Source organism: Vibrio sp. Y29_XK_CS5 (assembly GCF_024181835.1).
In the GTDB taxonomy this organism is placed as follows: Bacteria; Pseudomonadota; Gammaproteobacteria; order Enterobacterales; family Vibrionaceae; genus Vibrio; species Vibrio harveyi.
The window spans coordinates 160,075-185,101 of the sequence record NZ_JAMZAM010000003.1 but is presented as its reverse complement, the minus strand read 5'-3'; the positions used below and the strand labels follow the sequence as shown (position 1 = coordinate 185,101).

Sequence of the window (25,027 nt, the reverse complement as noted above, 5' to 3'; positions counted from 1 at the left end):
TTAAAAGTAGTGGCTGATAAGAATATACAGCCATGTAAAGCCAGCAAAAAATAGCGCAACCATCACTGCAGCTGAACCAATGTCTTTTGCTCGCCCACTCAGTTCATGATGCTCGACACCAATTCTATCAACAACGGCTTCAATGGCAGAGTTAATCAGTTCAACGATAAACACTAACACTACAACGCCTAACATGAGAATGCGCTCTACAACACTTAAATCAAATACATACACCAATGCAATCGCAAGTACCAGCATGGCTAATTCTTGCCTGATGGCTGCTTCATGTTTAAACGCTGCTTTCAGCCCTTTTACAGAATATCCAGCCGCTTTGATGACGCGCGTCAAACCCGTGTTTCCAGGTTTACCTGAGTTCAATGATTGGTGTTGTTTTGTCTTTGACATTAAGAGGGGCTCGTCAGTACTCATTATAGAAGCGGTGTATTTTACATTTATTGGGGATGTCTGCATAATTTACCTGCATCTATTTATCTTATCAGACAATAACTATGTTCACTTCTGCCCCTTCTTCACTCTGTATATTGCGTTTATCCGCCATCGGCGACGTTTGTAATACCATCGCGACGGTTCAAGCGATTCAAAAACAATGGCCTGATACCCATATCACTTGGATTACTGGCAAGCTTGAAGCTCAATTGCTGCAAGCGATAGATGGTGTTGAAGTGATTGTTTTTGATAAAAAAGCAGGTCTTGATGGTTATAAGTCATTGTGGAAGCAGCTCAAAGGACGCAAGTTCGATGCTTTGCTTCATATGCAATATGCCATTCGAGCGAGCGTGGCGACGTTAGGTATTAAAGCGAAGTACAAACTTGGGTTCTCTTCTGACCGTAGCCAAGACTTTCAAACTTTGTTCACCAATGTCAAAGTTCCTTCACCAAGCTCTTTGCATGTTGCGGATGGTTTAATGGCGTTTGCCCATCAAATTGGTGTGCCTCAGTCAGAACTTACTTGGTCATTGTCGTACTCAGAGCAAGATGCTCTCTGGGCAGAAACTAAGATTTCAGAAACTAAGGTCTCGAAAACTCAGCGCCAAGCTGATAAACCGAATCTATTGTTGGTCCCGGGGGCAAGCAAAGCTTATAAGAACTGGAACGCAGAAGGTTATGTGGATGTTATCAACCATGCTCGAGAGAAAGGCTGGAATGTCATCTTAGCGGGTAGCCCAGCGAAAGTAGAGGTCGACTTAGCTGAGCGCATTCAATCTTTACTTACAGAGCCTTGCTTAAACTTAGTTGGCGAAAGCTCCATCATGCAAATGCTGGCACTGATTGATAAGGTTGAGATGGTGATTGCACCAGATACTGGTCCTGCTCATATGGCAAGCGCGATGCAAACCCCAATTATTGGCTTGTATGCTCACCATAACCCTGTCCGTGTTGGTCCTTATAACTATTTGAAATACGCCGTTTCAGTGTATGAAGAGACCATTTTTGCAGAGACTGGAAAAACCAGCCAAGAGCTAAGCTGGCGAACGCGAGCAAAAGATGAAAAAGCGATGAATCGTATCACGAGTGATCGTGTCATGGTTATGTTTGATCAAGTCGTAGAAGATTTGTATCCCCAATATCAGTAAACTCCCCCTATATAAGATTGTTTAAGAAGGAAACCAACTTGTCTAAACCCACTTTAGCCGTTGCCTTAATCGTGAAAAATGAAGAGAAGCACCTACAAGCTTGTCTAGACACAGTGAAAGATTGGGCTGATGAGATTGTCCTTCTTGATTCAGGCAGTACTGATCGCACTGAAGAAATCGCCAGACAATATACCGACAAGTTTTACACCAACTTGGAGTGGCCAGGATTTGGCAAACAGCGCCAACTTGCTCAGCAATACGTAACCGCAGATTATGTGCTTTGGTTGGATGCCGACGAACAAGTCACGCCAGAGCTGAAAGAAAGCATTTTAAAAGCCGTTGAGAATGACGAGCCAAACACACTGTACAAAGTGAATCGTCTGAGTGCCGCATTTGGTAAGTTTATCTACCACTCAGGATGGTCACCAGATTGGATCGTTCGTCTCTACCGCACCAGTTATACCCACTACAATGATGCTTTAGTGCATGAAAAAGTCGAAGATAAAGGCTTTGCAATCAAGAAGCTGGATGGCAGATTACACCACTATACGTACGAACACCTCCATCATTACATCAACAAAACCACAGGTTACCTCAAAGCTTGGACAGACGAGCGAGAAGGCAGGAAAAAATCCGGTCTCAGCACGGCAATCATCCATGCATTAGCCAGCTTTTTGAAGATGTACATTCTTAAGCGTGGTTTTCTTGATGGTAAGCATGGCTTCATCCTTGCGTGGTTAAGCATGCATTCTACCTTCGTTAAATACATCGACTTATACTTACGCGAACAGGCGAAAAAACAATGAAAACGACTTTAATTATTACCACTTATAACTGGAAAGAAGCCTTAAAATCCGTGTTAGAAAGTGTAAAGCGCCAAACCGTTTTGCCTGATGAAGTTATTGTGGCAGATGATGGTTCTCGTGAAGATACCAAAGCAATGATTGACCAAATGCGTGAAGGTTTTCCGGTTCCACTGGTACACAGTTGGCATGAAGACAATGGCTTCCAGCTTTCTATGAGTCGAAACCGTGCAATCGCTAAAGCATCAGGCGATTACCTGATCATGATCGATGGCGACATGGTATTGTCACAAACCTTTATTGAGTCCCACAAACGCGTGGCAAAACCAAATTGGTTTGTTCAAGGTGGTCGAGTTCTGACTGACGAAGCGTGCAGCCGTGAAATTATGGAAAACGGATTGGTTCCTTCTGTATTTAGCAAAGGGATCCGCAATCGCAAGAACTGTATCACAAACTCACTGCTATCGAACTGGTTCTCATACGAACGCAACAACGATAAGGCGACTCGTGGCTGTAATATGGCGTTTTGGCGACAAGATGTTATCGAGGTGAATGGCTTCAACCAAGATTTTGTCGGTTGGGGACGTGAAGACAGCGAATTTGTTCATCGCATGCTTAACTCAAACAAGTCACGTCTTTACCTAAAATTTGCCGGTGTGGGTTACCACTTATATCACGTAGAAAACTCTCGTGCGTCATTGGGTCAAAACGATGAGATCTTAGATAACACCATTAAAAACAAACTTAAGCGTTGCGAAAACGGTGTTGACCAATTTCTAGAAGCGTAAAAACTATAGAAGCTTATAAAAATATGAAAGGGGCGTTTCGCCCCTTTTTTATTGTTGTTGAGATAAGGTGAAGTACTTATCGGCAACCATCAATGAGATCAAACGCTCTTTACGTTTATCTTTAAACTGCTCAACCCATTGGTGCGCATTCTCAATGATCGCTAATGCTTCTTGCTCATTCGCTAAGTAATAGTCCATCTTTTCAGGCAAATCCGAATAATCATCCTTCACTTCAACATAGTGGATGCCAGCTTCTAGCTTACCTTCCATAAACCATGTTTCGTACTTAGGCTTCGACATAATAACCAATGAGTTCGAGGACATTGCCCACTTCAGGTTGGTTGCAACATCATTGCCTTCAATACACAACAAGAACTTGTATTGAAGCTGCTCCTCAATACTCATAAAGCCTTTTTCCCAAGGCTGTCCTTCTTGTGGTCGAGTCTGACCAATATTGCACTGCGGATGATCGTAGAAAGCATGAATTACCGTTTGACGGTGAGGCTGAAAACCGACGCCTCGCCACGCCACCATGTCTTTCTTATCTCGGTAGCTCATTTCGTCATCCACAAATTTAAAGTGACGAATTTGATTCAGCTTTAAAACGATAGAATTCTGATTGTCACCATGGATAGGACGACTTTTAATAAAGCTCGGCACATTAGGAATATGTGTCACATCACCATTGATGTAGTTAAACGTAAACTCAGATGGGAAATAGCGTATAACTTGGCGCGTATCGAAAAAATAAGTCCAACCTTTTGTTTTTTTGAACTCACCAATCTTAGCGTAACTCTGCTCTCGGCTATCGACCGAAAACAACTGTTCACACTTGTTGTAATAATTCACTCGCTCAAGACAGTACTGCTTCTCTGTTTCCGTTAGAGTCGAAAGTAAACGTTTTGCTTGCTCTCGATAGACAAAACGAGGGATCAGCATCGAGAGAGCGTTTGAGAAATAATAAGGAAACTTACTGTCTTTCATTTACTTTCTTCTCGATAGCCTTAGCCACTGCCGCAGGAACAAATTGCTCAATACTGCCACCATGGATGGCAACCTCACGTACGATGGTCGACGATAAAAAAGCAAACTCTTCTTCAGGGGTCAAAAATACACTCTCAATCCCAGGCAATAACTTGCGATACATGTTGGTCAAACCAAACTCATACTCAAAATCGACCGTTGTTCTTAACCCACGAATCAATACTTTAGCCTGCTCTTGACGAGCAAAGTCCACCAGTAACCCAGAAAAGCCTTTCACTGTTACACCAGGTAAATGCGCCACGACCTCTTCCATCAAAGCAACGCGTTCTTCCAATGTGAACATCGTATTCTTTGAAGGGCTTGCTGCGACTCCGATAACGACTTCATCGAACATTTCATGGGTGCGCTCGATAAGATTTAAGTGACCATTGGTAACTGGGTCAAATGTTCCTGGGTAAATGACTTTCATAGGATGTACTGATTTATTCAAAACTGTATGAATTATTGAAGGAAAGGTCGGCGATTACAACTGCTTGATAGAAATACACCGGAGACGATCTTATTTCTACTGCTGACACACATTGCAAAAGAAGGTATTACGTTGCCCTATTTTCTGCTCTTGGAGCACTTCACCGCATTCTGGACATGGCTCTCCGGCTTTTCCGTAAACTAATAACTCTTGTGCAAAGTAACCAGGTTTGCCGTCCGCTTGGGCGAAGTCTTTAAGTGTAGTTCCACCTTGCTGAATCGCGATTTCTAACGTAGCTTTGATGTTCTCCACCAGTAATCGCCACTCTTTCTTAGCTAGTTTTCCTGCTGGGCGAGTTGGGTGAATGCGGGTTTTAAATAAAGACTCATTGGCGTAGATATTCCCAACGCCAACCACCACTTTATTGTCCATGATGAACTGTTTAACCGCAACACGCTTACCTTTGGCTTTGTCTGCCATATATTCAGCGTTGAACTCCTCGGTTAAAGGCTCAGGTCCCATATGATCTAACACGGTGTGAGACTCATTAGGAGCGCTCCAAAGCCAAGCACCAAAACGACGCGGGTCGTTGTAGCGTAGCACTTTGCCATTGGTGAGTTTAAGGTCAACATGATCGTGCTTTGCCGCAGGGAAGTCAGCGTCGAGTACACGCAATGATCCAGACATGCCAAGGTGAACAATCGCTGTACCTTGGTCAGTATCAATCAATAAGTACTTGGCACGACGACGAATATTACGAATAACCTGCCCTTCCAAAAGCTTAAGCTCTTGAGGAATATCCCAACGTAGCTTCGGAGTACGAAAAACAAATGCCTTGATCGTCTGCCCAATCATATGAGGGCTGATACCCATTCGGCTTACTTCAACTTCTGGTAATTCAGGCATTTGACTCTCCTTAACAGCGTCAGAAACAACATTAGTGAGCGCTTAGCATAATAGAAAAGCAGCATGACAAACACAGTTTCAACGAAAGGTTATTACGCAACTTTTACTTAGGCATGATGTAGTTACCATCAACAGAAATCGCGATCCACTTGTCTTGCCAATTTTTAAATAGCCAAAAATCGTCAAGGCGGTAAAAGGTGATACGTTGTGGCTCTTCCAAACCTTGATACCAGACTTCGATGCTTTCCGGCGATGAAAGACGAGGCTTTAACTGTTCATACTGCTGAGAGTTCAGTTCTGTGCCTTCAAGTGATTGCCAGCGAGTCACTATTTCTTGTACGGGGATATTGGCTTTAATGTTGGATTGCCACTGTCCATTTTGCTTGTCTAATTCCCAACCAGCATAGTAAATGGCACTGACATCATGATCGGAGCGCAACAAGTTTGGATACGGATCCACTTGTTCATCGATAAGGTAGGTTTTGATCCAAGTTGGCGCATTAAGGATCACCATGAACACGATGATGCCTAAGATTAGAATATTGTTCCAACGACGGCGGCGGTGCACCTTTTTAGACATAATTCACCTCATCGCGTAAATCAGCAGCAGCTTAACCAAGCTGCTGCTATTTAGAGAATCTACATTAAACTATGATTGAATCGGATCATCTTTTAACGTACTTAGCGGAACCAATTTACCTTCTCCATTATTCACTTCCGGCACATCCGCATGTGAAGAGAAGAAAGAAGGTAACGCATCCAACCTCTGACTGGAGACACCCATCAATTCAGAGATTGCTTTGATCATTGTGAAGCCATTACGTGGATAATCAACTACTTTTCGTTCATTGAAGTCCGAACCAATAACAAACAAAGGCACTTCGTAAGATTGTTTTACCGATGGATCATGACGCAAGTTTTCACCACTATTGCGATGCCCAAGTCCGTGATCGGAAACATAAATCAAGTTGTATGGCAGCGACTGCTTCCCAGCAAGTTGGTTAATTTTCTCTAGCATTGTGTCTGTTTGCTTTATCGACTCAATGTAACAAGAGATCTTGCTGCCATTGAAGTCAAACTCAACATCACCTTCCACACGATCACAGAAACCTGGGTGTGAGCCAATTAAGTGGATCACAATCAATTTTGATTTATCGTCACTCGACAGCGCTTTTTGAATGCTTGGCAGCAGTGTGCTGTCATAAACGTTCGAGTCTCTAAAGCTACCGCTGCGTGTAAAGGAAACATGCTCAGCATAGTTAGCAATTGAACTGATCCCGGTATCGAATTCTCCCATTCGACCCTGGTTAGAAATCCAATAGGTTTCCACACCAGCCATTTGCGCTAAGGTGTTGATGTTGTTATTCAGCTCAATATCAAGACCATCATTCATTGTGACGTAGCGCATTACCGAAGTGAACGTGTTCGGACCTGGGGACAAAAAGTTTGTCCAAAGCTGCCCTTTGGCCGTCGACATAAACGGCGTGTTTTCCATCGGCAGACCATACGCATTCATGTAGTCTTTTCGTACACTTTCACCAATCACAAAAATGGTGTTCTTAGCCTCGCTCGGTGTTTTAGTAATTTGCCAAGAGGCTGGGATTTCACGCTGAGCCATGATCTCTGCATTGTATTGATGGTACATGTTGTACGAATCAAACCAATCAAAGATAAATCGAACTGGTGGGTAACGCATGTAAGAGAGCAATGCATGCGTGTAGTCGCTATTAACATTACGGTCTTTAATGGTGCGAATAGGCTTATCTAAGAGTAAGAACGAAAACAAGATCAGACAGAATACTGATGTTTTACGACCTTTAAGTTGTGGTACCCATTTGAACAGGTAAAAGGACGCTGCAGCGAAAAGTGCCGCGACTGCCAACGTTTTGAGCTCCAAGTCATTAAAGAACTCAAGCGCTTCTGAAGGGTTGGTCTCAATCAGTGAAGAAATGATGGTCAAATTAGGATGACCATAATTCCAAGAAACAGGAATATAGAAAGTCGCAGTCACAGCTAACAAGGCATATACCCAGTGACCAATACGATGAGCTTTAAGAAAAGCAATCGTAATCGACATTAAGATAAGACAGTCCGCTTTTATTTCATAACCCAGTGCGGCACTAAACATCACAGCTAAGATAATTAATGCAACAAACTTCAAGGCTTGTAACCCTAAATGCATACTTACTTTACTCCTATAACTACAGCAAATAATAAAAAACCCAGCTCGAGAGCTGGGTTTTTTAAATCGTCAAAGAGACAAAATCAATTATTTGATTTTCGCTTCTTTGTACATAACGTGCTGGCGTACAACTGGATCAAATTTCTTGATCTCAAATTTGCCTGGCATGTTACGCTTGTTCTTATCAGTTGTGTAGAAGTGGCCTGTACCTGCTGAAGATACTAGACGGATTTTCTCACGAACGCCTTTCTTTGCCATTGCCTATTTCCTCTTAAACGTTTTCGCCACGTGCACGCATATCAGCAAGAACAGTATCAATACCCTTCTTGTCGATGATACGCATACCTTTTGCAGATAGGCGTAGTTTAACAAAACGTTTTTCGCTCTCTACCCAGAAACGATGAGTTTGTAGGTTCGGCAGAAAACGACGCTTAGTAGCATTTCGTGCGTGTGAACGGTTGTTACCCGTTACTGGACGCTTACCAGTTACTTGGCATACTCGTGACATGAATGTCTTCTCCAAAATCGTTTCAGCTCGATATCAACCTTGGTGGCCGAACCTCTCTATTTCTTGGAAAGAAGTTAGAGGTTAAGAACCGCTATGGAAAATCCATACAAGGCTATCAAAGGTCGCGCATTATACTAACTTGATATGCATTGCTCAAGACCCGAACAGATCCTTTTTACAGGTTTTCGTGATCTTTTTTTAGACAGCAGGTTTTTTCTAGCAGTCCAAGCTGAATTCAGTTAAAAATTTAGTGGCGAGGATGATAGCAGATTTTTAGCAACTAACAACCTAAAAAACGCACAGTTATATCCAACCTCTTTCGGCAAAAGAGACGCTTTCCCCATCTCCGATAACGAAATGGTCCAAAATCCGAATATCCACCAGTGCTAATGCATCAACTAAACGCCGCGTAATCCTTCTGTCTGCTTGGCTCGGCTCCGCTACACCAGATGGATGGTTGTGTGCCAGAATTAACGCAGCGGCATTATGGTGCAAGGCGCGTTTGACCACTTCTCTTGGATAAACTGACGCCGCATCGAGTGTGCCTTCAAATAAAATCTCATCTTTTATCACTCGATGCTGGTTATCTAAGAAAAGAATGTAAAAAGCCTCTCTTTGACGGTCTCTTAATATAGAGGAAAGGTAAAGTTTGGTTTGTTCTGGACTGGTTAACGCATCACCACGCTTTAATGTCTCGGCTAAATAGCGTTGTGTCATTTCCAAAACAGCTTGCAACTGCACATACTTGGCTTGCCCTAACCCTTTATGCTGGCAAAACTCTTTCTCTGAAGCCGAAAACAACTGGCGCAGTGATCCAAAGTCTTGAATAAGAAAGTCAGAAAGCTCTATTACGTTCATGCCTTGCGTGCCTGTACGTAGGAAAATTGCAAGTAACTCCGCATCCGATAGCGCTTGCGGACCGCGTTGCAGCAATTTTTCTCTTGGCATGGACTCGTTAGGCAAGGTTTTCAGTGTCATTAGTCGGCTCGATTGATGAGTGAGCGCCTATTGCACAAAATAAAAAGCGAAAGTCGAACCTGACTTTCGCTTTTTTCGTTAGTTACTGCTTTTCTATGTAATCAAGCGATCCATCAAAGCTTGAAATTTCCAACCAGATCGTGAATTTCAGATCCTGACTGTGACAACTGAGTACTGATGCCTTCCGCATGCTGAAGTGTGTCATTAATACGATTCACGATTTGCTGAATCGCCACTAGATTCTGGTTGATGTCTTCAGCAACAGCACTTTGCTCTTCAGCCGCAGAAGCGGTTTGAATGCCCATATCTCGAATAGTTCCGATAGAATGCTGCACGCCGGACAGCGATTGCTGAATCATTGACGACTCTTCAACGGTCTTCGCGCCGCGCTCTTGGCTAGCCGACATAGTGGTCACCGCTCTCGAAACACCAGTTTGTAGTTGCTTGAGCATATCGCCAATTTCATGGGTGCTGTTTTGCGTTCGACTGGCTAACGAGCGAACCTCATCAGCCACCACAGCAAAACCTCGACCTTGCTCGCCAGCACGTGCAGCTTCAATCGCAGCATTCAATGCGAGTAAGTTGGTCTGCTCGGCAATTTCACCAATAACATCGAGCACCTTAGTAATCTGCTCAGTTTGTTGGCTCAGTTCTGCAATCGCATCAGAAGTACTGTTCACTTCATCGACCAGCTTGCTAATGCCATCAATTGCTTGATCGACTTCGCGCTGCGCCGCGGTCACTTGTTCGTTCGCATCGTCAATCGCCTGAGCAGTAGCATTAGTATTACTTGCGACCTCTTTTGCCGTCATGCTCATTTGTGTTACTGCAGTTACCACCTTATCAGTTTCGAGGCAGTGGTTTTGCATTTGAGCACTGGCTTGAGACGTTTGCTGATCCAATTGTCCAGAGACGCTTTGTACTGTATTGGCAGAGCGCTGAATGTCCTGCATTAGCGGATGAAGCTTATCCATAAACTCATTAAATGCCGATGCCACCTCACCGACTTCATCTTTACTTTCAATTTTCAGACGAGCCGTCAAGTCGCCGCCACCGGCAGCTACGTCTTGTAAAGAAGCGGCAATGTGTTGCAACGGAAGAATACCTTTGGAGACGATGATGCTGGTAAGTATGCTAGTAATAATGAGCCCGATAACCGAGATTGTTACCGCTGAGATCGTATGTTCATTCAACTCTTGTGTACGCAGTTCACGCTGCATCGCCACTTGCTGATCAATATCATCAATATAGATGCCCGTACCAAGCACCCAGTCCCACTTAGACAAGTACTCGGCATAACCTAATTTTGGAGCTTGCGCATCAATAGTTGGTTTATGCCAAGAGAAATAAAGGAAACCATCTCCGTTCTTAGATGCATCAATCAGTCCGCCAATCACTGCTACGCCATTTTCATCTTTCAAGCCGATAAGGTTTTTACCTTCTAGGGATGGCTTAATCGCATGCAGCGTGTTGACCCCTTTCGAATCATAAGCAAAGAAATAACCGTCGCTTTCAAAACGCATCGCTTTGAGAATTTCTTTTGCCGCTTCTTTGTTATTGCCGTTTACGTCCGTATCGTAAAGCGGCTTTATCGCTGTAACACCCATCATCATGTAGGCTTGCAGCTCTTTTTTACGTGTATCAATCAGCTCTTGTCTATCTCGAGCTAATTCCGCTTCTAAGCTATTACTACCATTGATGTAATACACCACCGAGATCAATGTGGTGATCAACAACAAAGGGATCAGAGTCACCAGCAGCAATTTACTTCGACTTTTCAACACCATCTTATTCCACTACCTCATTATTGTTATTTTTCCCTTTCTATCTTGCAGAGCAGACAGAGATTGTCTGTGAAGTAAGCAAAAGTTTTATATAAGGCTCAGCAATTAATATTCGGTAGTTTGATATGGATTAGCTTCTGATCAGATTTGCGTGGGCGGTGAGAGATTCAGTTGTGCTAAACTCGTCGCCAGAAAAATTGGAGATCTCACATGCAAACACTCGCAGGAAAGAAAATTCTACTCGGCATCAGTGGCGGTATTGCCGCGTATAAATGTGCGGAGCTAACCCGTCGCCTAATAGAAAGAGGCGCACAAGTTCAAGTAGTGATGACCAAAGCGGCGAAGGAGTTCATTACTCCCTTAACCATGCAGGCAGTCTCTGGGCGTCCGGTGTCGGACAGCTTGTTAGACCCTGCGGCAGAAGCATCAATGGGTCACATTGAACTGGCAAAATGGGCAGATTTGGTTCTTCTTGCACCTGCAACTGCAGATTTGATTGCACGTATGTCGGCAGGTATGGGCAATGATTTGCTCACTACGTTAGTACTTGCGACAGATTCTCCTATCGCTGTTTCACCAGCAATGAATCAGCAGATGTACCGTAACGTCGCAACCCAAGAAAATATCGCAACACTGGCACACCGTGGTATGCATATCTGGGGACCTGCGGCAGGTGAACAAGCATGTGGTGACATTGGTCCTGGTCGAATGCTAGAGCCAATGCAACTTGTCGGTTTGTGTGAACAGTTCTTCCAACCAAAACTGTTAGCAGGAAAATCAGTACTGATCACCGCGGGTCCGACTCGTGAAGCGATTGACCCAGTGCGATACATCTCTAACCACAGCTCAGGAAAAATGGGCTTTGCATTAGCGAATGCCGCAGCACAGTTGGGAGCCAAAGTAACGCTTATCAGCGGACCTGTAAGCTTGAATACGCCAGCAGGTGTTGAGCGTATCAACGTTGCGAGTGCTCAAGAGATGCATGCTGCTGTGACAGCTCACGCGCCTAACCACGATGCTTTCATTAGCTGTGCGGCAGTGGCGGATTACCGCCCAGAAAATGTAGCGTCTCAAAAGTTAAAAAAGACTGAAAACAACGACCAGATGACCATCAATATGGTGAAAAACCCTGATATCGTAGCGACCGTTGCCAATATGACTGAGCAACGTCCATTCACGGTTGGCTTCGCAGCCGAAACCAACGATGTCGCTACTTACGCTCGTGGCAAACTGGTGAAGAAGAACCTCGACATGATTTGTGCGAACGATGTATCAGTTGAAGGTCAAGGCTTTAACAGTAACGACAACGCCATCACCCTGTTCTGGTCGCAAGGCGAACTGGCGTTAGCATTGGAATCAAAAGAAGCATTGAGCTTCAAAATCTTAGAAAAGATGCATGATTTAATGTAATAACCCTTTCGTTTTCATCGAAAACTGGCACAAATTTGGTACAAACATGACAACTGAGGGTGTTAAAGCTCCCATTACACCCTCGCTAGTCTAGTTTGATGCCAAATAGCGTCTTATAATCCCCTCCGCTCAACTTTGTATTTTGAAAGGAAGTAACTAATGGCCGGCAGTAAAAAATCCAATCGTCGTGAAGAAATCTTGCAAGCTCTCGCACAGATGCTTGAATCTACAGAAGGCGCTTCACGCATTACTACGGCAAAATTGGCTAAGCAAGTCGGTGTTTCAGAAGCGGCACTTTACCGTCACTTCCCAAGTAAAGCTCGCATGTTTGAAGGCTTGATTGAGTTCATTGAAGAAGCACTCATGACACGTATCAACCGTATTTTGGATGATGAGAAAGACACGCTAGAACGCATTCGCTTGGTTATGCATCTTATCTTGGCATTCTCAGAACGTAACCCAGGTTTGACACGCATTCTTTCTGGTCATGCTCTAATGTTTGAAAATGAGCGCCTACGCGATCGCATCAACCAGTTGTTTGAGCGCATCGAAACGCAACTTCGTCAAATCCTGCGTGAACGTAAGATCCGTGAAGGTAAATCTTTCCCCGTTGAAGAGCGCATTTTAGCCGCTCAGATCCTAGGGCAAGTTGAAGGTAGCTTGAACCGCTTTGTTCGCAGTGACTTCAAATACCAACCAACGGCAAACTTTGACGAGTACTGGGCACTTCTTAGCGCACAAATTAAGTAGAGATTATGAGTAAAGACAAATTCACTAAGCCGGAGTTTTCTCTTTCCCTTCTCCACCCTCGCCACTGGGGCGTTTGGCTCGGCTTTGGCTTTTTGGCTATCGTAGTTAATATTCTTCCATACCGCATGCTACTATCGTTAGGTCGTACGCTTGGTCACATCGGCATGCGCTATGGTAAAAAGCGTGTGCATGTTGCAACGCGTAACCTAGAGTTGGCATTTCCAGATAAGCCAGCAGAAGAGATTCAACATATTGTTGAAGAGAACTTCAAAAACACCGGTATGGCGTTAATTGAAACGGGCATCACTTGGTTTTGGCCAACGTGGCGTTTCAAAACGCTGATCATTGAGAAAGACCTAGTCGCACTTCGTGAGAAAGCCGCAGAAGGCAAAGGTGTCCTACTGTGCTGTGTTCATGCTCTTAACCTTGAGATCACAGCACGCGCTTTTGCGGTTCTTGGCGTGGCTGGGTACGGTGCGTTCCGTCCACATGACAACCCTGCGTACAACTTCATCCAGTATTGGGGGCGCACACATAACGGCAACAAACTGATTGACCGTAAAGACGTTAAACAGATGATTCGCGTTCTACGCAGCGGTGAGCGCTTGTTCTACCTGCCGGACCACGATTACGGTCGCAACAAATCTGTATTTGTGCCGTTCTTTGCGGTCGAAGATGCATGCACCACAACTGGCACTAGTATTTTGGCTTACACATCTAAGTGCTCGATTATTCCGGGTTCTGGTTTCCGCAATAAAGATGGCAAGTATGAAATCATTGCTGATAAGTGCATTGAAGCCGACTATCCGAAAAAGGATGAAGTCGCAGCAGCGGCTTATATGAACACCTTTGTAGAAGAAGTGATTCTGCGCGCACCAGAGCAATGGATGTGGCTACACAAACGCTATAAAACAATGCCTGACGAAAGCACGCCGAAAGGTATTCGCTACAAATAGGTGACGTCGACAGATTAAAAAGGGGCTGATGGATAACCACCAGCCCCTTTTTCTTTCTGGTAAAACCAGACTCCCAATTCATCGTTCTTCCTCTTGAAAATAACGATGACCAATGAACAATCTCATTAACGTCATTTCCTACAGTGAGGGGCAAACGCGATAGGAAATCTCGCTTTCCAAATTCAGAATTAAATGCCGTATTCTGCGCGGTACGCTTTGACTGCTTCTAGATGCTCTTTGTCTGTACCTTTCTCTTCAAGGAAAGTCACAAGGTCAGTCAGGCTCACGATTGAAATGATTGCACAACCAAAGTCACGCTCTACTTCTTGAATCGCAGACAACTCACCTTTGCCTTTTTCTTGGCGGTCAATCGCAACCAACACACCAGCAAGGTCAGCGCCATTTGCTTGAATGATTTCCATCGATTCACGAATCGCAGTACCTGCTGTGATTACGTCATCCACTAGCATAATACGACCTTCAAGCGCAGAGCCTACAAGGTTACCGCCTTCGCCGTGGTCTTTCGCTTCTTTACGGTTGAAGCAGTAAGGCGTGTCGATATCGTGGTGATCCGCTAGCGCTACTGCTGTTGTCGTCGCGATTGGAATACCTTTGTACGCTGGACCAAACAGCACATCAAACTCAATGCCTGAATCTGCAAGCGCTGCGGCATAAAAACGACCAAGACGCGCTAGGTCACGACCAGTATTGAAAAGACCAGCGTTAAAGAAGTACGGGCTTTTACGGCCAGATTTCAAAGTAAACTCACCAAACTTAAGAACTTCTTTCTCAAGTGCAAACTCAATAAATTCACGCTGGTATGCTTTCATTATTTTCTCTCTAAATGCAGGCTTGGTATCCATATTCCCAAGCAGTTAATAAACACTAATGCGTTATCTCCTAAGTAGATGGATTTACAGCTAGGCAGCAAGTTTTTCTATCCCTATGAGCATAGTTTTCTATGTGATTAGGGTAGAAAAATGAAGCGAACAACGCTGTAGATTCATATACGACGGAGATAAAAAAATAGCCCCCATAATGGGAGCTATCTAAATCAATTGGCTAACGCCGCCTTCTGCGCTGCGACAATTTCCGTAATGCCGACTTTCGCCGACTCTAACAGAGCCATTAGTTGCTCATGACTGAACGGTTCACCTTCTGCGGTGCCCTGAATTTCAATCATCTTGCCTTCTTCTGTCATCACAACGTTCATGTCTGTGTCTGCCGCTGAATCTTCAACGTACTCAAGGTCACACAGAACATCATCGCCTAGCAAACCAACTGAAACTGCCGCTACGTGACCTTTCATTGGGTTTGCTTTCAGCTTGCCGCTATCCACTAGGTGTTGGAACGCGTCTGCCATTGCAACGCTTGCGCCGCTGATAGATGCAGTGCGAGTGCCGCCGTCGGCTTGGATGACATCACAGTCAACCGTGATCATGAACTCACCCATCGCTTGTAGATCAACCACTGCGCGTAGGCTACGTGCGATCAAGCGTTGGATTTCCATCGTACGACCACCTTGCTTACCGTTTGCCGCTTCACGACGAGTACGCGAGTGAGTTGCACGAGGTAGCATGCCGTATTCAGCCGTTACCCAGCCTTTACCTTGACCTTTTAGCCAACGAGGCACAGATTCTTCAACGGTCGCATTACACAACACTTTGGTGTTACCAAATTCAACTAACACTGAGCCTTCAGCGTAAGCTGTGTAGTTACGAGTAATTTTGATTGGGCGAACTTGGTCCGCCTTGCGATCGTTTGGACGCATGGGCATCTACCTTAAGTAATGAGGAGAAGACGATTTGGTTGGGCGCAGATTATAACGGAATCGATTAAATAAAGCTATCTGGACAATCTCGACTCAGAATAGCAAAGCCACTGCCTTCTGGCTGTGCTACTATTGCGGGGTAATTTTCAGCAAATTAGAAGACAGGAAAATTCAATGATTTACAGCATGACAGCGTACGCGCGTAAAGAAGTGAAAGGCGATTGGGGTAGCGCAGTGTGGGAAATCCGCAGTGTAAACCAACGCTACCTAGAAACTTATTTCCGTATGCCTGAGCAGTTCCGTGCTCTTGAGCCAGTACTGCGTGAGCGTTTTCGTAAGCGCCTAGCACGCGGCAAAGTAGAATGTAGCCTGCGTTTTGAAGCTAACCCAGCAGCAAAAGCTGAACTAAGCATCAATGAAGCACTGGCAAACCAAGTGATCAAAGCCGCTGAGCAAGTGATGCACATGACTGGTGAGCTAAGCCGCATTAACCCATTCCAAGTAATGCAATGGCCAGGTGTGATGGAAACACCAGAGCAAAACATGGATGAGGTAAACAAAGAACTGCTTGCTGCTTTTGACGAAGCAATCAACGAGTTCATCGACGCGCGTGGTCGTGAAGGCGACAACATGAAAGCGCTTATCGAGCAACGCCTAGAAGCAATCACTGCAGAAGTTGTAAAAGTTCGTGCACGCATGCCAGAAATTCTTGAGTGGCAACGTGAGCGTCTGTTCTCGAAGTTTGAAGATGCAAAAGTAGAGCTAGACCCATCTCGCGTTGAACAAGAACTTATCCTTCTGGCACAAAAATCAGACGTAGCAGAAGAGCTAGACCGTCTTGACTCTCACGTGAAAGAGACCACAAACATCTTGAAAAAAGGTGGCGCAGTCGGTCGTCGTCTGGACTTCATGATGCAAGAGTTCAACCGTGAATCGAACACACTAGCGTCAAAATCTATCAGCACAGACATCACCGCATCAGGTGTTGAACTGAAAGTTCTGATTGAGCAAATGCGCGAACAGATCCAGAACATCGAGTAATAAAAGACCTTGATGAGATATCAAAAAGCCTCGCACTGCGGGGCTTTTTATTTGCTGATGCTGAACTTGCTTCCTATTTATAAAACCAATAGTCTTGTGTGGTTACTTCTAAACCATTGAATCGCTATGACTCGCTCGCATTGCTTCATCCTGCAACATGACTCCCCTATTTCCTTCTATCCTGACAAAAATCAGTTGATGATTGATAGTGAGGAGATTCATTTAGAACCATTGCAAGCAAGACTGCTGAGCTACTTTATCGAGAACCGTGGGAAAGTAGTGAGTACCCAGCAAATAGCCGCCGATGTCTGGCAAAGAACGCAGGTTTCCGACAACTTGGTGAGACAAGTGATTAGTCTACTGCGCAGTCAGCTTCAGGACAAAATGCGTCCGTATCGCATCATTCAGACCATTCCTAAGCAAGGTTACTTATTTGATATCGAAGTGACTGAGCCAAGCATAAAGCACTCTCCAATCCCTGAAGAATCTACTCCTCTTACTCGTACCGCCAAGCCTAAAAATAAGCGTATGGTTTTAGCTGTAGCGGCAATCCTAACGGTTGGGCTTATTGTGGCTTGGGCAGTACAAAATGGTGACACCACTGATGACACCACGGTGATCACCGCACAACAAAGTGACGTAGTGCCCGTTTATATTCATGATATTACGCTTGATTCCGCCAGCAACTTTGAAATGGCAGAAAGCGTATATAACTATCTCTTCTATGGGTTAAATTCAGCCAAAAACCTATCTGGTTATCACTATTCTCAGTTATCCCAACAAAGTAAGCAGTCTCTTGCCAACCACGGTGTTGAGCTCAAAAGCTGGATTAAGAAAGTAGATAGCAATTATGTGCTTAGCGTCTTGGTGCAAAACAACCATCAACCCAACCAGAGCCAAAAGGTAGAGAAGACGTTTAACCAAGATAACTTCTTCGATGCTATCGGCGATGTAATTTTAGAAATCAAAGCCATCATTGCACCAATGAGTTCCAATTACGAAGTGACTAGCCATCGCGTGACTTCCATCAGTAACTATGACGATTGGAAAGTGATCTCTGAAGGGATTTCTCTTTTCTATCAAGGTAAAGGTGGTCCTACTTTTTCGGATATTGCTCAGCAGCTTAATGCGATTCAACAACAAGGGCGAGACAGCTATTTGGTCAGCGCTTTGTTGTCTTACTCTGAATCTTTAGCTTACTTACGCGAGCACAAACAAGAAGACCGAGAACAGGCACTTCACTCAGCTAAGCAGGCGTTCGAACTGAACCCACGCTGTGATATTGCCAACCTCACTTTGGGGCTCGCTTTGCTTATCAACCAGCACCCTAATCAAGCCTTCCCGTACTTGTTTTACGCAGCAGAAAGCACGCCAAGCCCAATCAGTTTTTACTTACTCAGCGTGGCTGACAAACTCGCAGATAACCCGAAAGGCTCGCAATACAACTACCAACGCTATACTGAGATGAAAAAAGAGCATAACGGGCAACTGTTTGATCTTATTGAATCTTCACAAAAAGCAAACCTATTCCAAACAGCAGAATAGCCTCAAAAAACCGCTGCTCTCGCCTATTGTAAAGTCAGCCTCCTCAATGCTGATGGGTATTCTGGATGTTTGATTTTTGTTTGGAGTTCAACTCGCTTGCCTTGCATCAAGCGTAAAAAACGCACCTTCCACATACTTGTAAACCAAATCATTCATTTCTTGGGATACACACATGTTGAAGAAGTTTGCTTTTCAGATCATTCCAATCCAGATCTTTCTGTTCGTCTTTTGGTTCAAAAATGGCTTTATCGATAAAGTGATGGGTGTGCTACTTGGCATCATCACGCCTGATACCGCCTATGCAGGTGATACTTGGGCTGGCTGGAAAGGTTATATCGTTGGAACGTGGGATAAGAGCCAAGTCGGTCATGCACTGCTGAGCCCAACGTTTGACTTTATGTTCCCGATTCTCATTGCTTTGCAGTGCTTACCGTTTTTATTGGTGATTCGCTCGGTGCTGGCAGGCGAGTTTATGGCTGGTAAAGAACGTCCGTGGCTACTCTATGCGGCTTTTGCATCTCTGTTCGTAACGGGTTGTATGGCTTTCACCCAAACCATTACGGGAGCAAGTGATGGGCAATATCTATGGCAATTTATTGGCTTTAGCATGGTTGCCATCATGTATCTGCGTAACGAACAAGGTAAATAGCATTACGCCAAAAGCCCCAACTAAATGGGGCTTTTTCATGATGTTTAGCCTATGTTAGGCATTGATATTCTTCATACAATGTTCACATAGCACAGGCTTTTTCTCAGCAGGTTTTAGGCGAAAACGCTGCCAAAAAGCAGGCTCGGCTTTAGTCACAAAAATACCTCCGAGCAATGGCAGCAGCAGAGCAACGGAAACTAATGACAAACTGTTACCTGCAATCCATGTTGAAAGGCTAAGCGCTATCAACGGGAAGAACAGGAAACAAATCGAGGCGGTAAACGGCGTAGACACTTGTCCAAGCTTAAAGTACGCCACGATGCCACCGACGCTAGCAAACATACCGAGATAAATCACAGCGGTAATCGAATCCATCGAGAACTGAGAAAGATCCGGCTGTTCGACAATCAGTGAAGTGATAAAGAGCAACGCTGAGGCAACAAAGCTTGGAAAGGCGTTGTAAGTCAGCACTGGAATGCCTTTACAGAACTTTTCAACAAACACATACATCACCGCATGAATCGAGACCGCGCCGCCTAAAGCGAGAAAGCCCAGTATGTAATCCTCGCCACCTAAACTCATCTCTTTCGCCAGAATCAAAACTAAGCTCAGAACCGCAACCAAAAGACCAGCAATCTGAGATTTACGTAACCTAAGCCCAAGGAACAAGCTCGATGTCACCATGACTGCGATTGGCATATTGGCGAAGATGATCGAAGCAAGACCTGATGAAATATACTGTTCGCCAAAAATCATCAAGGTAAATGGAATCGCGAAATAGAAAATCGCGACCACAAACATCCAGAATACTTTTCCCTTAGGAAAGAACAGGGGTTGATTGAGGTGTTTCGCCAACATGATTAATAGCGGCGCAGCGATCAGGAAGCGCAGACCGGTGGCAAAGATGGGCGGAATAGTTTGCACTGCCACTTCCATCGCAAACCACGTGGTGCCCCAAATCAAGCACACAGACACAAACAAGATAATTGGTAGATGCTTATGCGTCATGGCGACCTCCCGCTTGTCGGTTGATAACAAGGTTTGGTCGGCACGCAGCAAGGTGCTCAGTACGAGCAATTAGATTGGTTTTCATTTTTCATTCCCATCACAGGATGGTGCAAATAGAAAGCTATTTACACGCGTAACAAATTCGCACGGCATTACGTGCAGTAAAATTGTTGGCAGCGAAATGCTGCGAGATAGGAATTAAGCTATCGGAGGACGATAGTGAGAGTGCATTTCTGCACTGGTATAGAGCGCGATTTTGCTTATCGCCAGTTCATCTCTGTAAGGCGCTTCATAAGATCTTGGCTGAGTTTCAACAACAGCCGTCCCCGATGCGTGACCATGAGAACAACACTGCTTTTCAAAGCATGTTCCGCCCGGTTCACAGCAACCTGACTCGTTCTTTTCTACCGAGCCAAAGGTCAAATCACAGTAGCTAATATGCAAAGAATCAGCCATCGCCATGTGATTCGCCGTTGATGGTATTTCTGCACGAGCGAGACCGCTTGAAAGCGCAAAAGCAATCAAGACACTCAGCAGAAAGTAAATTGTCGATGTGCTTTTCGCTAGCATCACAATATCTCATCAAACAGGCAGAAAAAGAAAAGGTTAGTGTGAAGATACTCATCAATAGAGCAAGAAACAAGATGGCTTGAGATGACTTTACACTTTTTTACCCCCCAAGCCATTTGGATGCGATTTCCCTTCACGCAAAAATAAAGCCTCGCACTGAGCGAGGCTTAACATCATTCGTCTTTTTCGGCGGTTTGATTATCTATATACGGCCAATAATGGTGACCAACTCGAATAACCAAGGTTGCCGCAGCCAGAATAAACGCAGCTAAAGAGAGCCATACTATCATCACGGAATCGAGCTCTTTCATACCAAGCGTGATGTAGCGAGCAATGGCCATCATGGCAATATAAATTGGGTAACGAACTGGTATCTTACCATTCATCACAAACTGCCCGACCATGGCGAGCACTTCCAAATAAATAAACATCAATAAGATGTCATCAAGCGATACACGCTTTTGTACATAAATGTGGATAAACTCTTCCACCATCGCCCACACAGTTGCCAAAGTAATGGCGACCAGAAGCACGGCTTCAAGCACATGAAAGATTTTCAGAAATGGACGACTGAATGATTTAGGTAAATGCGACGGCATAGCCAACTATCCAAACAAATCAAAGGAATAAGTTTGCAGTGTAGCACGCTCTTTTCAAGAAGCTGAAGAGCGCCCTCTCTCAGCGAGAAAAAACGCACATAATAAAAACGCTCCAACCAAGTGGAGCGTTTTTCGATGATGATTTTACTCAGCGGATGGCGTTACGCCACTTGCTGCTTTTTTTCTGCTAAACGCTTTTTCTTGCGGTATTTCGGGTGTGTAATCGGAATCGCGGACAAGAGTTTCTTGGTGTAATCATTTTGAGGGTTTGCGTAGATTTCCTTCGCGTTACCTGCTTCCACTACTTTACCAAAATACATCACCGCCACTTTATCAGACACATGTTTCACCACAGACAAATCATGAGAGATAAAGATGATTGCAAGGTTCATTTCTTGCTGAAGTTGCAGTAACAAATTCAAGATCTGCGCCTGAACAGACACATCCAATGCAGAGACCGACTCATCACAGATTAGCAATTTAGGTTTTAGCGCAATGGCACGAGCAATACCGATACGCTGACGTTGACCGCCAGAAAATTCGTGTGGATAACGGTTTACAGCGGTTTCAGGTAAACCGACTTTTACAAGCAACTCCTTCACCCACTGTTTTCGCTCTGCAGATGTACCAATCTTATGAATCACATACGGCTCTTCGAGAATCATACCAATCGTATGACGTTGATTGAGTGACTCCATTGGGTCCTGAAAGACAATCTGCATGTCCTTACGTAACGAACGCATTTCTTTGACGGAAAACTTGGTAATGTCTTTACCTTCAAAGAAAATCTTACCTTCTGTCGGTTCGTACAGCTTTAGGATCGTTCGACCTAGTGTGCTTTTTCCACAACCAGACTCACCGACGAGCCCTAGGGTCTCGCCCTGACCTACTGACAACGACACACCATCAACAGCTTTAATGGTATATCCCTTCTTAAACAGTCCTTTACCAGATACAAAGTGCTGCTTAAGATTTTCAATTCTTAATACTTCTTTTGCCATAACATCCTCTTTTATGACTTGTTCACTTTGCACCAGTTAGCTAGCAAACATACTGGCATCAATCGGTTTAATGTCGATCATCTGCTTAGGTTCATTATCTAAACTTGGCATCAAGCCCATCAATCGCTCTGTGTAAGGGTGTTGCGGGTTGTCAAACAGTTCGAAAATTTCAGCTTTTTCGACAATACGACCGCCATACATGACTGCCACGTCATCGCACACTTCCGCAACAACACCAAGGTCATGAGTAATGAAGATCATCGCCATACCCGTTTCTTCTTGAAGTTCATTCATTAGTTCAAGAATAGACGCCTGTACCGTTACATCCAATGCCGTAGTTGGCTCATCACAGATAAGAATGTCTGGTTTACACGCCAACGCCATTGCAATCATCACACGCTGACGCATACCACCCGATAGATTATGCGGGTACTCATTCAAGCGTTTTTCCGGCATCGGAATTTTCACTTTCGCCAACATTTCTATCGCGTAAGCTTCACGCTCTTTCTTACCAAGTTCAGGTCGATGCAGCTCTAGCACTTCACAAAGCTGACGACCGATTGAATGAACTGGATTCAACGCTGTCATTGGATCTTGAAAGATGATTGAGATGCGGTCACCACGCATGGCATACATCTCTTCTGCTGGTAAGGTAACTAAATTAGTACCACGGTAATCAATCTCACCATTGACGATATTGCCATAAGGTTTTGGCAACAGCCCCATGATAGACATGGAGGTAACACTCTTACCACTACCGGATTCACCTACTAGGCCCAGCGTACGACCAGCGCGAACATCAAAATTCACACCATGCAGCACTTTTACCGGACCATCATCAGTAGTGAATTCAACCTCAAGGTCTTTAACACTCAGGATTACATCGTTTTCCATAACACATCCTTACAGCTTATACGTGTCATCAACGACAACAACAGGTTCAAAGGTTTTACCCGACTTCATCGCTTTCTGGGTTTCTTTCTTCACGTCTTTGTCGATCCAATACGTGCCATCACCGATAATTCCGCCACTAAACAACGCTTCTGTCATTCGATTCATTGGTTTCTCTGGCAATTTCAACCAACGCCAGTGTCCATAACGAACGTAAGGAACCATGTAGCCAGAAACAATCACGTGCGCATCAATAATGTCTCGCTGAATCTCATGACCTAGTTGGATCTTCTTATCCATGTCCATGTTAAAGCGATACGCAATGATCTTTTCATCTAACTCTGGCGTGCTGTAGTTAGTGAATGAGTTCGTTTGCGGTTTGTTGGCGTTCACGGAATGGAAGTATTCCCAGTAAGTTGGGATTTCCGAAGTACCCATATCAAAGAAAGCAAGTTCGTGTTTTTTCTCACGTACATACTTAAACATCGATGAACCATCAATCAGCTTCAGCTCAATGTCCAACCCTGCCAATTTTGCCTGTTCACGTAAGAAAGCAATACGCGGTGTATGAACTGGAGAGGAGTACGTCAATTCAAAGCTCAAACGCTGACCTTTATCATTCACGCGAATACCATCGGAACCAATCTTATCGAAGCCTGCAGCTTCAAACGCTGCCGCCGCTTTTTCTGGTTCAAACTTGGGCGCTTTCACATCTGGTAAAGTGTACTTACCATGCCCAAAGCCTGTTGGGTTGGGTTTACGGCTGTAGTCTCCGCGCATAACATTCTCAATCATGCCGTCGAAATCTGTCGCGTAAGTGATCCCTTTGCGAATGTTTAAATCATCAAGTAGAGGCATAGCAGTGTTTATCCACACGCCACCTGCACCAACGGGATATTGGTTGTAACCCCAGAACTTCTCAATGTAACCCTTTTGGTAAGGGGCAGTATTGGATTTATCATGCCATAGACTTGGCAAAACCAACGCAAATGCGTCCAACTTACCTTTTTCAAAGTGCTTCATCGCAATATCACTATCGCGGATAACTGTGATACGAATTTTGTCGACGTTATAGCGATTCTCGTAGTACTTGTTGGTGTAACCCCACCAGTCCTCTCCTACATGCTTAAAGGTAACGCTTTTACCTTTTTTGATGTCCGCTAAGTAATAAGCACTGGTCGTTGGTTCACTTTTAAAGTTGTAGTAGCGCACAAAATCATCATGAATGCCGTCACCGTTCGCGTCTTTCTTCGGATTCGCATAGAAATGAGCAGGACGAGGACGTAGCGCCCCCATTCTCAACAACAACTCTTCTGGGTTGAGCTCTTTCGCAGCCTTCACGGCGAAGGTGTGATCGTCAAATTTGATAACATCAGCTACCGTTTTGTTGTAATAGTCGTTGTACCAAGGCTCTAAAATGTCTTTCGAGCGGTAAAACTTAAGCATAAAAACAAAATCGTCTGCCGTGACTGGCTTGCCATCCGACCATTTAGCTTGTGGGTTCAGTTTGAAATAAACCGTTTTATTGTCACCCGCTAATGCCCACTCATTGGCTAGCTCTGGGATGAATTCAAGCGTATCTGGATGGCGAACCACCAACCCTGGTGTTTCATCGAAGATGAAAGAGCGTAAGCCAGAGTTAGCATCAGGACCAACACTGCGTAGAGTCTGGGGAAAGCTCGACATATAAGTGCGGTAAGTCCCACCACGCTTTGCTTCAGGAGAGCCATATTGCGGCTCATCCCAGTTCGTTTGCCAGTTTAAGTCAGTCGGAAGCGCCGCTGACATCGCACCAAAACTTAGGGCGCTTAGCGTGGACGCTAAAATTATTTTTTTCAT

At 44.6% G+C, this 25,027-nt stretch carries 27 protein-coding genes; 9 read left to right on the top strand and 18 right to left on the bottom strand.

The annotated features are described in order from the left end of the window. On the bottom strand, positions 1-405 hold the full coding sequence (locus NL647_RS14760) for a diacylglycerol kinase (protein WP_253650347.1): 405 nt from the start codon (positions 403-405) through the stop codon (positions 1-3). 104 nt (positions 406-509) lie between these two features. Here NL647_RS14760 and NL647_RS14755 point away from each other — a divergent pair, with 104 nt between their 5' ends. Genes NL647_RS14755 through NL647_RS14745 form a run of 3 tightly spaced genes read left to right on the top strand, consistent with a single transcriptional unit; the run spans position 510 to position 3,186 of the window. Continuing rightward, positions 510-1,595: a glycosyltransferase family 9 protein gene (locus NL647_RS14755; protein WP_029788914.1), complete on the top strand. Its 1,086-nt coding sequence runs from the start codon at positions 510-512 to the stop codon at positions 1,593-1,595. 38 nt (positions 1,596-1,633) lie between these two features. Further along, a complete protein-coding gene (locus NL647_RS14750; protein WP_009698950.1) occupies positions 1,634-2,401 on the top strand; it encodes a glycosyltransferase family 2 protein in 768 nt (255 codons plus the stop codon). Then, positions 2,398-3,186, top strand: a complete 789-nt coding sequence (locus NL647_RS14745; RefSeq protein ID WP_005535598.1) for a glycosyltransferase family 2 protein — start codon at positions 2,398-2,400, stop codon at positions 3,184-3,186. The genes NL647_RS14750 and NL647_RS14745 overlap by 4 nt, the downstream gene beginning before the upstream one ends. A gap of 48 nt (positions 3,187-3,234) precedes the next feature. On the opposite strand, the gene NL647_RS14740 is transcribed toward NL647_RS14745, so the two are convergent. The 9 genes from NL647_RS14740 to NL647_RS14700 form a co-directional block, all read right to left on the bottom strand. Further along, complete coding sequence (locus tag NL647_RS14740) at positions 3,235-4,170, bottom strand: glycosyl transferase family 90 (RefSeq protein WP_253650346.1); 936 nt, start codon at positions 4,168-4,170, stop codon at positions 3,235-3,237. Continuing rightward, positions 4,157-4,639 carry a pantetheine-phosphate adenylyltransferase gene (gene coaD / locus NL647_RS14735; RefSeq protein WP_005449352.1) on the bottom strand — a complete coding sequence of 161 codons (483 nt, stop codon included), beginning with the start codon at positions 4,637-4,639 and terminating at the stop codon, positions 4,157-4,159. Before coaD ends, NL647_RS14740 begins: the two co-directional genes overlap by 14 nt. 96 nt (positions 4,640-4,735) lie before the next feature. Next, entirely contained in the window at positions 4,736-5,545 is an 810-nt protein-coding gene (mutM, locus tag NL647_RS14730; RefSeq protein ID WP_017817197.1) for a bifunctional DNA-formamidopyrimidine glycosylase/DNA-(apurinic or apyrimidinic site) lyase, read from the bottom strand. Positions 5,546-5,648: 103 nt separating this feature from the next. Beyond that, positions 5,649-6,125, bottom strand: a complete 477-nt coding sequence (locus NL647_RS14725; protein ID WP_005449354.1) for a hypothetical protein — start codon at positions 6,123-6,125, stop codon at positions 5,649-5,651. A gap of 69 nt (positions 6,126-6,194) precedes the next feature. Next, positions 6,195-7,727: a phosphoethanolamine transferase gene (locus NL647_RS14720; RefSeq protein ID WP_017817195.1), complete on the bottom strand. Its 1,533-nt coding sequence runs from the start codon at positions 7,725-7,727 to the stop codon at positions 6,195-6,197. 87 nt (positions 7,728-7,814) lie between these two features. Beyond that, positions 7,815-7,985: a 50S ribosomal protein L33 gene (gene rpmG, locus NL647_RS14715; protein WP_004410866.1), complete on the bottom strand. Its 171-nt coding sequence runs from the start codon at positions 7,983-7,985 to the stop codon at positions 7,815-7,817. Positions 7,986-7,998: 13 nt separating this feature from the next. Next, the gene (rpmB, locus tag NL647_RS14710; RefSeq protein WP_005384783.1) at positions 7,999-8,235 is read right to left on the bottom strand and encodes a 50S ribosomal protein L28; all 237 of its coding nucleotides are present in this window, start codon (positions 8,233-8,235) and stop codon (positions 7,999-8,001) included. A gap of 303 nt (positions 8,236-8,538) precedes the next feature. Next, positions 8,539-9,213: a DNA repair protein RadC gene (gene radC, locus NL647_RS14705; RefSeq protein WP_005449356.1), complete on the bottom strand. Its 675-nt coding sequence runs from the start codon at positions 9,211-9,213 to the stop codon at positions 8,539-8,541. 113 nt (positions 9,214-9,326) lie between these two features. Continuing rightward, entirely contained in the window at positions 9,327-11,000 is a 1,674-nt protein-coding gene (locus NL647_RS14700; RefSeq protein WP_253650345.1) for a methyl-accepting chemotaxis protein, read from the bottom strand. Between the two features lie 207 nt (positions 11,001-11,207). Between NL647_RS14700 and coaBC the strand changes: the two genes are divergently transcribed. The 3 genes from coaBC (at position 11,208) to NL647_RS14685 (ending at position 14,113) form a co-directional block, all read left to right on the top strand. Continuing rightward, positions 11,208-12,407: a bifunctional phosphopantothenoylcysteine decarboxylase/phosphopantothenate--cysteine ligase CoaBC gene (gene coaBC / locus NL647_RS14695; RefSeq protein WP_253650344.1), complete on the top strand. Its 1,200-nt coding sequence runs from the start codon at positions 11,208-11,210 to the stop codon at positions 12,405-12,407. 159 nt (positions 12,408-12,566) lie between these two features. Then, positions 12,567-13,157 (top strand): nucleoid occlusion factor SlmA, encoded by a 591-nt coding sequence (gene slmA, locus NL647_RS14690; protein ID WP_005449362.1) that lies wholly within the window; start codon positions 12,567-12,569, stop codon positions 13,155-13,157. Positions 13,158-13,162: 5 nt separating this feature from the next. Then, on the top strand, positions 13,163-14,113 hold the full coding sequence (locus NL647_RS14685; protein WP_005449364.1) for a Kdo(2)-lipid IV(A) acyltransferase: 951 nt from the start codon (positions 13,163-13,165) through the stop codon (positions 14,111-14,113). 188 nt (positions 14,114-14,301) lie between these two features. Here the strand turns inward: NL647_RS14685 and pyrE are convergent, their stop codons facing one another. Both pyrE and rph read right to left on the bottom strand, forming a co-directional pair. Continuing rightward, positions 14,302-14,943 (bottom strand): orotate phosphoribosyltransferase, encoded by a 642-nt coding sequence (gene pyrE / locus NL647_RS14680; protein WP_005379384.1) that lies wholly within the window; start codon positions 14,941-14,943, stop codon positions 14,302-14,304. A gap of 224 nt (positions 14,944-15,167) precedes the next feature. After that, positions 15,168-15,884 (bottom strand): ribonuclease PH, encoded by a 717-nt coding sequence (gene rph, locus NL647_RS14675; protein WP_005430192.1) that lies wholly within the window; start codon positions 15,882-15,884, stop codon positions 15,168-15,170. A 174-nt stretch (positions 15,885-16,058) separates the two neighbouring features. Here rph and NL647_RS14670 point away from each other — a divergent pair, with 174 nt between their 5' ends. The 3 genes from NL647_RS14670 (at position 16,059) to NL647_RS14660 (ending at position 19,119) form a co-directional block, all read left to right on the top strand. Then, positions 16,059-16,925: a YicC/YloC family endoribonuclease gene (locus NL647_RS14670; RefSeq protein ID WP_009698958.1), complete on the top strand. Its 867-nt coding sequence runs from the start codon at positions 16,059-16,061 to the stop codon at positions 16,923-16,925. A 126-nt stretch (positions 16,926-17,051) separates the two neighbouring features. Next, a complete protein-coding gene (locus NL647_RS14665) occupies positions 17,052-18,470 on the top strand; it encodes a winged helix-turn-helix domain-containing protein (RefSeq protein ID WP_253650343.1) in 1,419 nt (472 codons plus the stop codon). A gap of 172 nt (positions 18,471-18,642) precedes the next feature. Beyond that, positions 18,643-19,119: a hypothetical protein gene (locus NL647_RS14660; RefSeq protein WP_009698961.1), complete on the top strand. Its 477-nt coding sequence runs from the start codon at positions 18,643-18,645 to the stop codon at positions 19,117-19,119. Between the two features lie 54 nt (positions 19,120-19,173). On the opposite strand, the gene NL647_RS14655 is transcribed toward NL647_RS14660, so the two are convergent. The 6 genes from NL647_RS14655 to NL647_RS14630 all read right to left on the bottom strand — a co-directional run bounded on the left by NL647_RS14655 (position 19,174) and on the right by NL647_RS14630 (position 25,027). Beyond that, the gene (locus NL647_RS14655; protein WP_050925332.1) at positions 19,174-20,127 is read right to left on the bottom strand and encodes a DMT family transporter; all 954 of its coding nucleotides are present in this window, start codon (positions 20,125-20,127) and stop codon (positions 19,174-19,176) included. A 198-nt stretch (positions 20,128-20,325) separates the two neighbouring features. Then, positions 20,326-20,697 carry a hypothetical protein gene (locus tag NL647_RS14650; protein ID WP_253650399.1) on the bottom strand — a complete coding sequence of 124 codons (372 nt, stop codon included), beginning with the start codon at positions 20,695-20,697 and terminating at the stop codon, positions 20,326-20,328. A 173-nt stretch (positions 20,698-20,870) separates the two neighbouring features. Beyond that, positions 20,871-21,296, bottom strand: a complete 426-nt coding sequence (locus tag NL647_RS14645; RefSeq protein WP_005449378.1) for a phosphate-starvation-inducible protein PsiE — start codon at positions 21,294-21,296, stop codon at positions 20,871-20,873. Between the two features lie 161 nt (positions 21,297-21,457). After that, the gene (locus NL647_RS14640; protein WP_017817188.1) at positions 21,458-22,297 is read right to left on the bottom strand and encodes an ABC transporter ATP-binding protein; all 840 of its coding nucleotides are present in this window, start codon (positions 22,295-22,297) and stop codon (positions 21,458-21,460) included. A 36-nt stretch (positions 22,298-22,333) separates the two neighbouring features. Next, positions 22,334-23,191 carry an ABC transporter ATP-binding protein gene (locus tag NL647_RS14635; protein WP_005449382.1) on the bottom strand — a complete coding sequence of 286 codons (858 nt, stop codon included), beginning with the start codon at positions 23,189-23,191 and terminating at the stop codon, positions 22,334-22,336. A 9-nt stretch (positions 23,192-23,200) separates the two neighbouring features. After that, complete coding sequence (locus NL647_RS14630) at positions 23,201-25,027, bottom strand: extracellular solute-binding protein (RefSeq protein ID WP_069218250.1); 1,827 nt, start codon at positions 25,025-25,027, stop codon at positions 23,201-23,203.

Coding starts and splice junctions, on each gene's coding strand:
- NL647_RS14760 (WP_253650347.1), bottom strand. CDS start 405: ATGTCAAAGACAAAACAACACCAATCATTGAACTCAGGTAAACCTGGA.
- NL647_RS14755 (WP_029788914.1), top strand. CDS start 510: ATGTTCACTTCTGCCCCTTCTTCACTCTGTATATTGCGTTTATCCGCC.
- NL647_RS14745 (WP_005535598.1), top strand. CDS start 2,398: ATGAAAACGACTTTAATTATTACCACTTATAACTGGAAAGAAGCCTTA.
- NL647_RS14740 (WP_253650346.1), bottom strand. CDS start 4,170: ATGAAAGACAGTAAGTTTCCTTATTATTTCTCAAACGCTCTCTCGATG.
- coaD (WP_005449352.1), bottom strand. CDS start 4,639: ATGAAAGTCATTTACCCAGGAACATTTGACCCAGTTACCAATGGTCAC.
- mutM (WP_017817197.1), bottom strand. CDS start 5,545: ATGCCTGAATTACCAGAAGTTGAAGTAAGCCGAATGGGTATCAGCCCT.
- NL647_RS14725 (WP_005449354.1), bottom strand. CDS start 6,125: ATGTCTAAAAAGGTGCACCGCCGCCGTCGTTGGAACAATATTCTAATC.
- NL647_RS14720 (WP_017817195.1), bottom strand. CDS start 7,727: ATGCATTTAGGGTTACAAGCCTTGAAGTTTGTTGCATTAATTATCTTA.
- rpmG (WP_004410866.1), bottom strand. CDS start 7,985: ATGGCAAAGAAAGGCGTTCGTGAGAAAATCCGTCTAGTATCTTCAGCA.
- rpmB (WP_005384783.1), bottom strand. CDS start 8,235: ATGTCACGAGTATGCCAAGTAACTGGTAAGCGTCCAGTAACGGGTAAC.
- radC (WP_005449356.1), bottom strand. CDS start 9,213: ATGACACTGAAAACCTTGCCTAACGAGTCCATGCCAAGAGAAAAATTG.
- NL647_RS14700 (WP_253650345.1), bottom strand. CDS start 11,000: ATGGTGTTGAAAAGTCGAAGTAAATTGCTGCTGGTGACTCTGATCCCT.
- coaBC (WP_253650344.1), top strand. CDS start 11,208: ATGCAAACACTCGCAGGAAAGAAAATTCTACTCGGCATCAGTGGCGGT.
- slmA (WP_005449362.1), top strand. CDS start 12,567: ATGGCCGGCAGTAAAAAATCCAATCGTCGTGAAGAAATCTTGCAAGCT.
- NL647_RS14685 (WP_005449364.1), top strand. CDS start 13,163: ATGAGTAAAGACAAATTCACTAAGCCGGAGTTTTCTCTTTCCCTTCTC.
- pyrE (WP_005379384.1), bottom strand. CDS start 14,943: ATGAAAGCATACCAGCGTGAATTTATTGAGTTTGCACTTGAGAAAGAA.
- rph (WP_005430192.1), bottom strand. CDS start 15,884: ATGCGTCCAAACGATCGCAAGGCGGACCAAGTTCGCCCAATCAAAATT.
- NL647_RS14670 (WP_009698958.1), top strand. CDS start 16,059: ATGATTTACAGCATGACAGCGTACGCGCGTAAAGAAGTGAAAGGCGAT.
- NL647_RS14665 (WP_253650343.1), top strand. CDS start 17,052: ATGACTCGCTCGCATTGCTTCATCCTGCAACATGACTCCCCTATTTCC.
- NL647_RS14660 (WP_009698961.1), top strand. CDS start 18,643: ATGTTGAAGAAGTTTGCTTTTCAGATCATTCCAATCCAGATCTTTCTG.
- NL647_RS14655 (WP_050925332.1), bottom strand. CDS start 20,127: ATGACGCATAAGCATCTACCAATTATCTTGTTTGTGTCTGTGTGCTTG.
- NL647_RS14650 (WP_253650399.1), bottom strand. CDS start 20,697: ATGCTAGCGAAAAGCACATCGACAATTTACTTTCTGCTGAGTGTCTTG.
- NL647_RS14645 (WP_005449378.1), bottom strand. CDS start 21,296: ATGCCGTCGCATTTACCTAAATCATTCAGTCGTCCATTTCTGAAAATC.
- NL647_RS14640 (WP_017817188.1), bottom strand. CDS start 22,297: ATGGCAAAAGAAGTATTAAGAATTGAAAATCTTAAGCAGCACTTTGTA.
- NL647_RS14635 (WP_005449382.1), bottom strand. CDS start 23,191: ATGGAAAACGATGTAATCCTGAGTGTTAAAGACCTTGAGGTTGAATTC.
- NL647_RS14630 (WP_069218250.1), bottom strand. CDS start 25,027: ATGAAAAAAATAATTTTAGCGTCCACGCTAAGCGCCCTAAGTTTTGGT.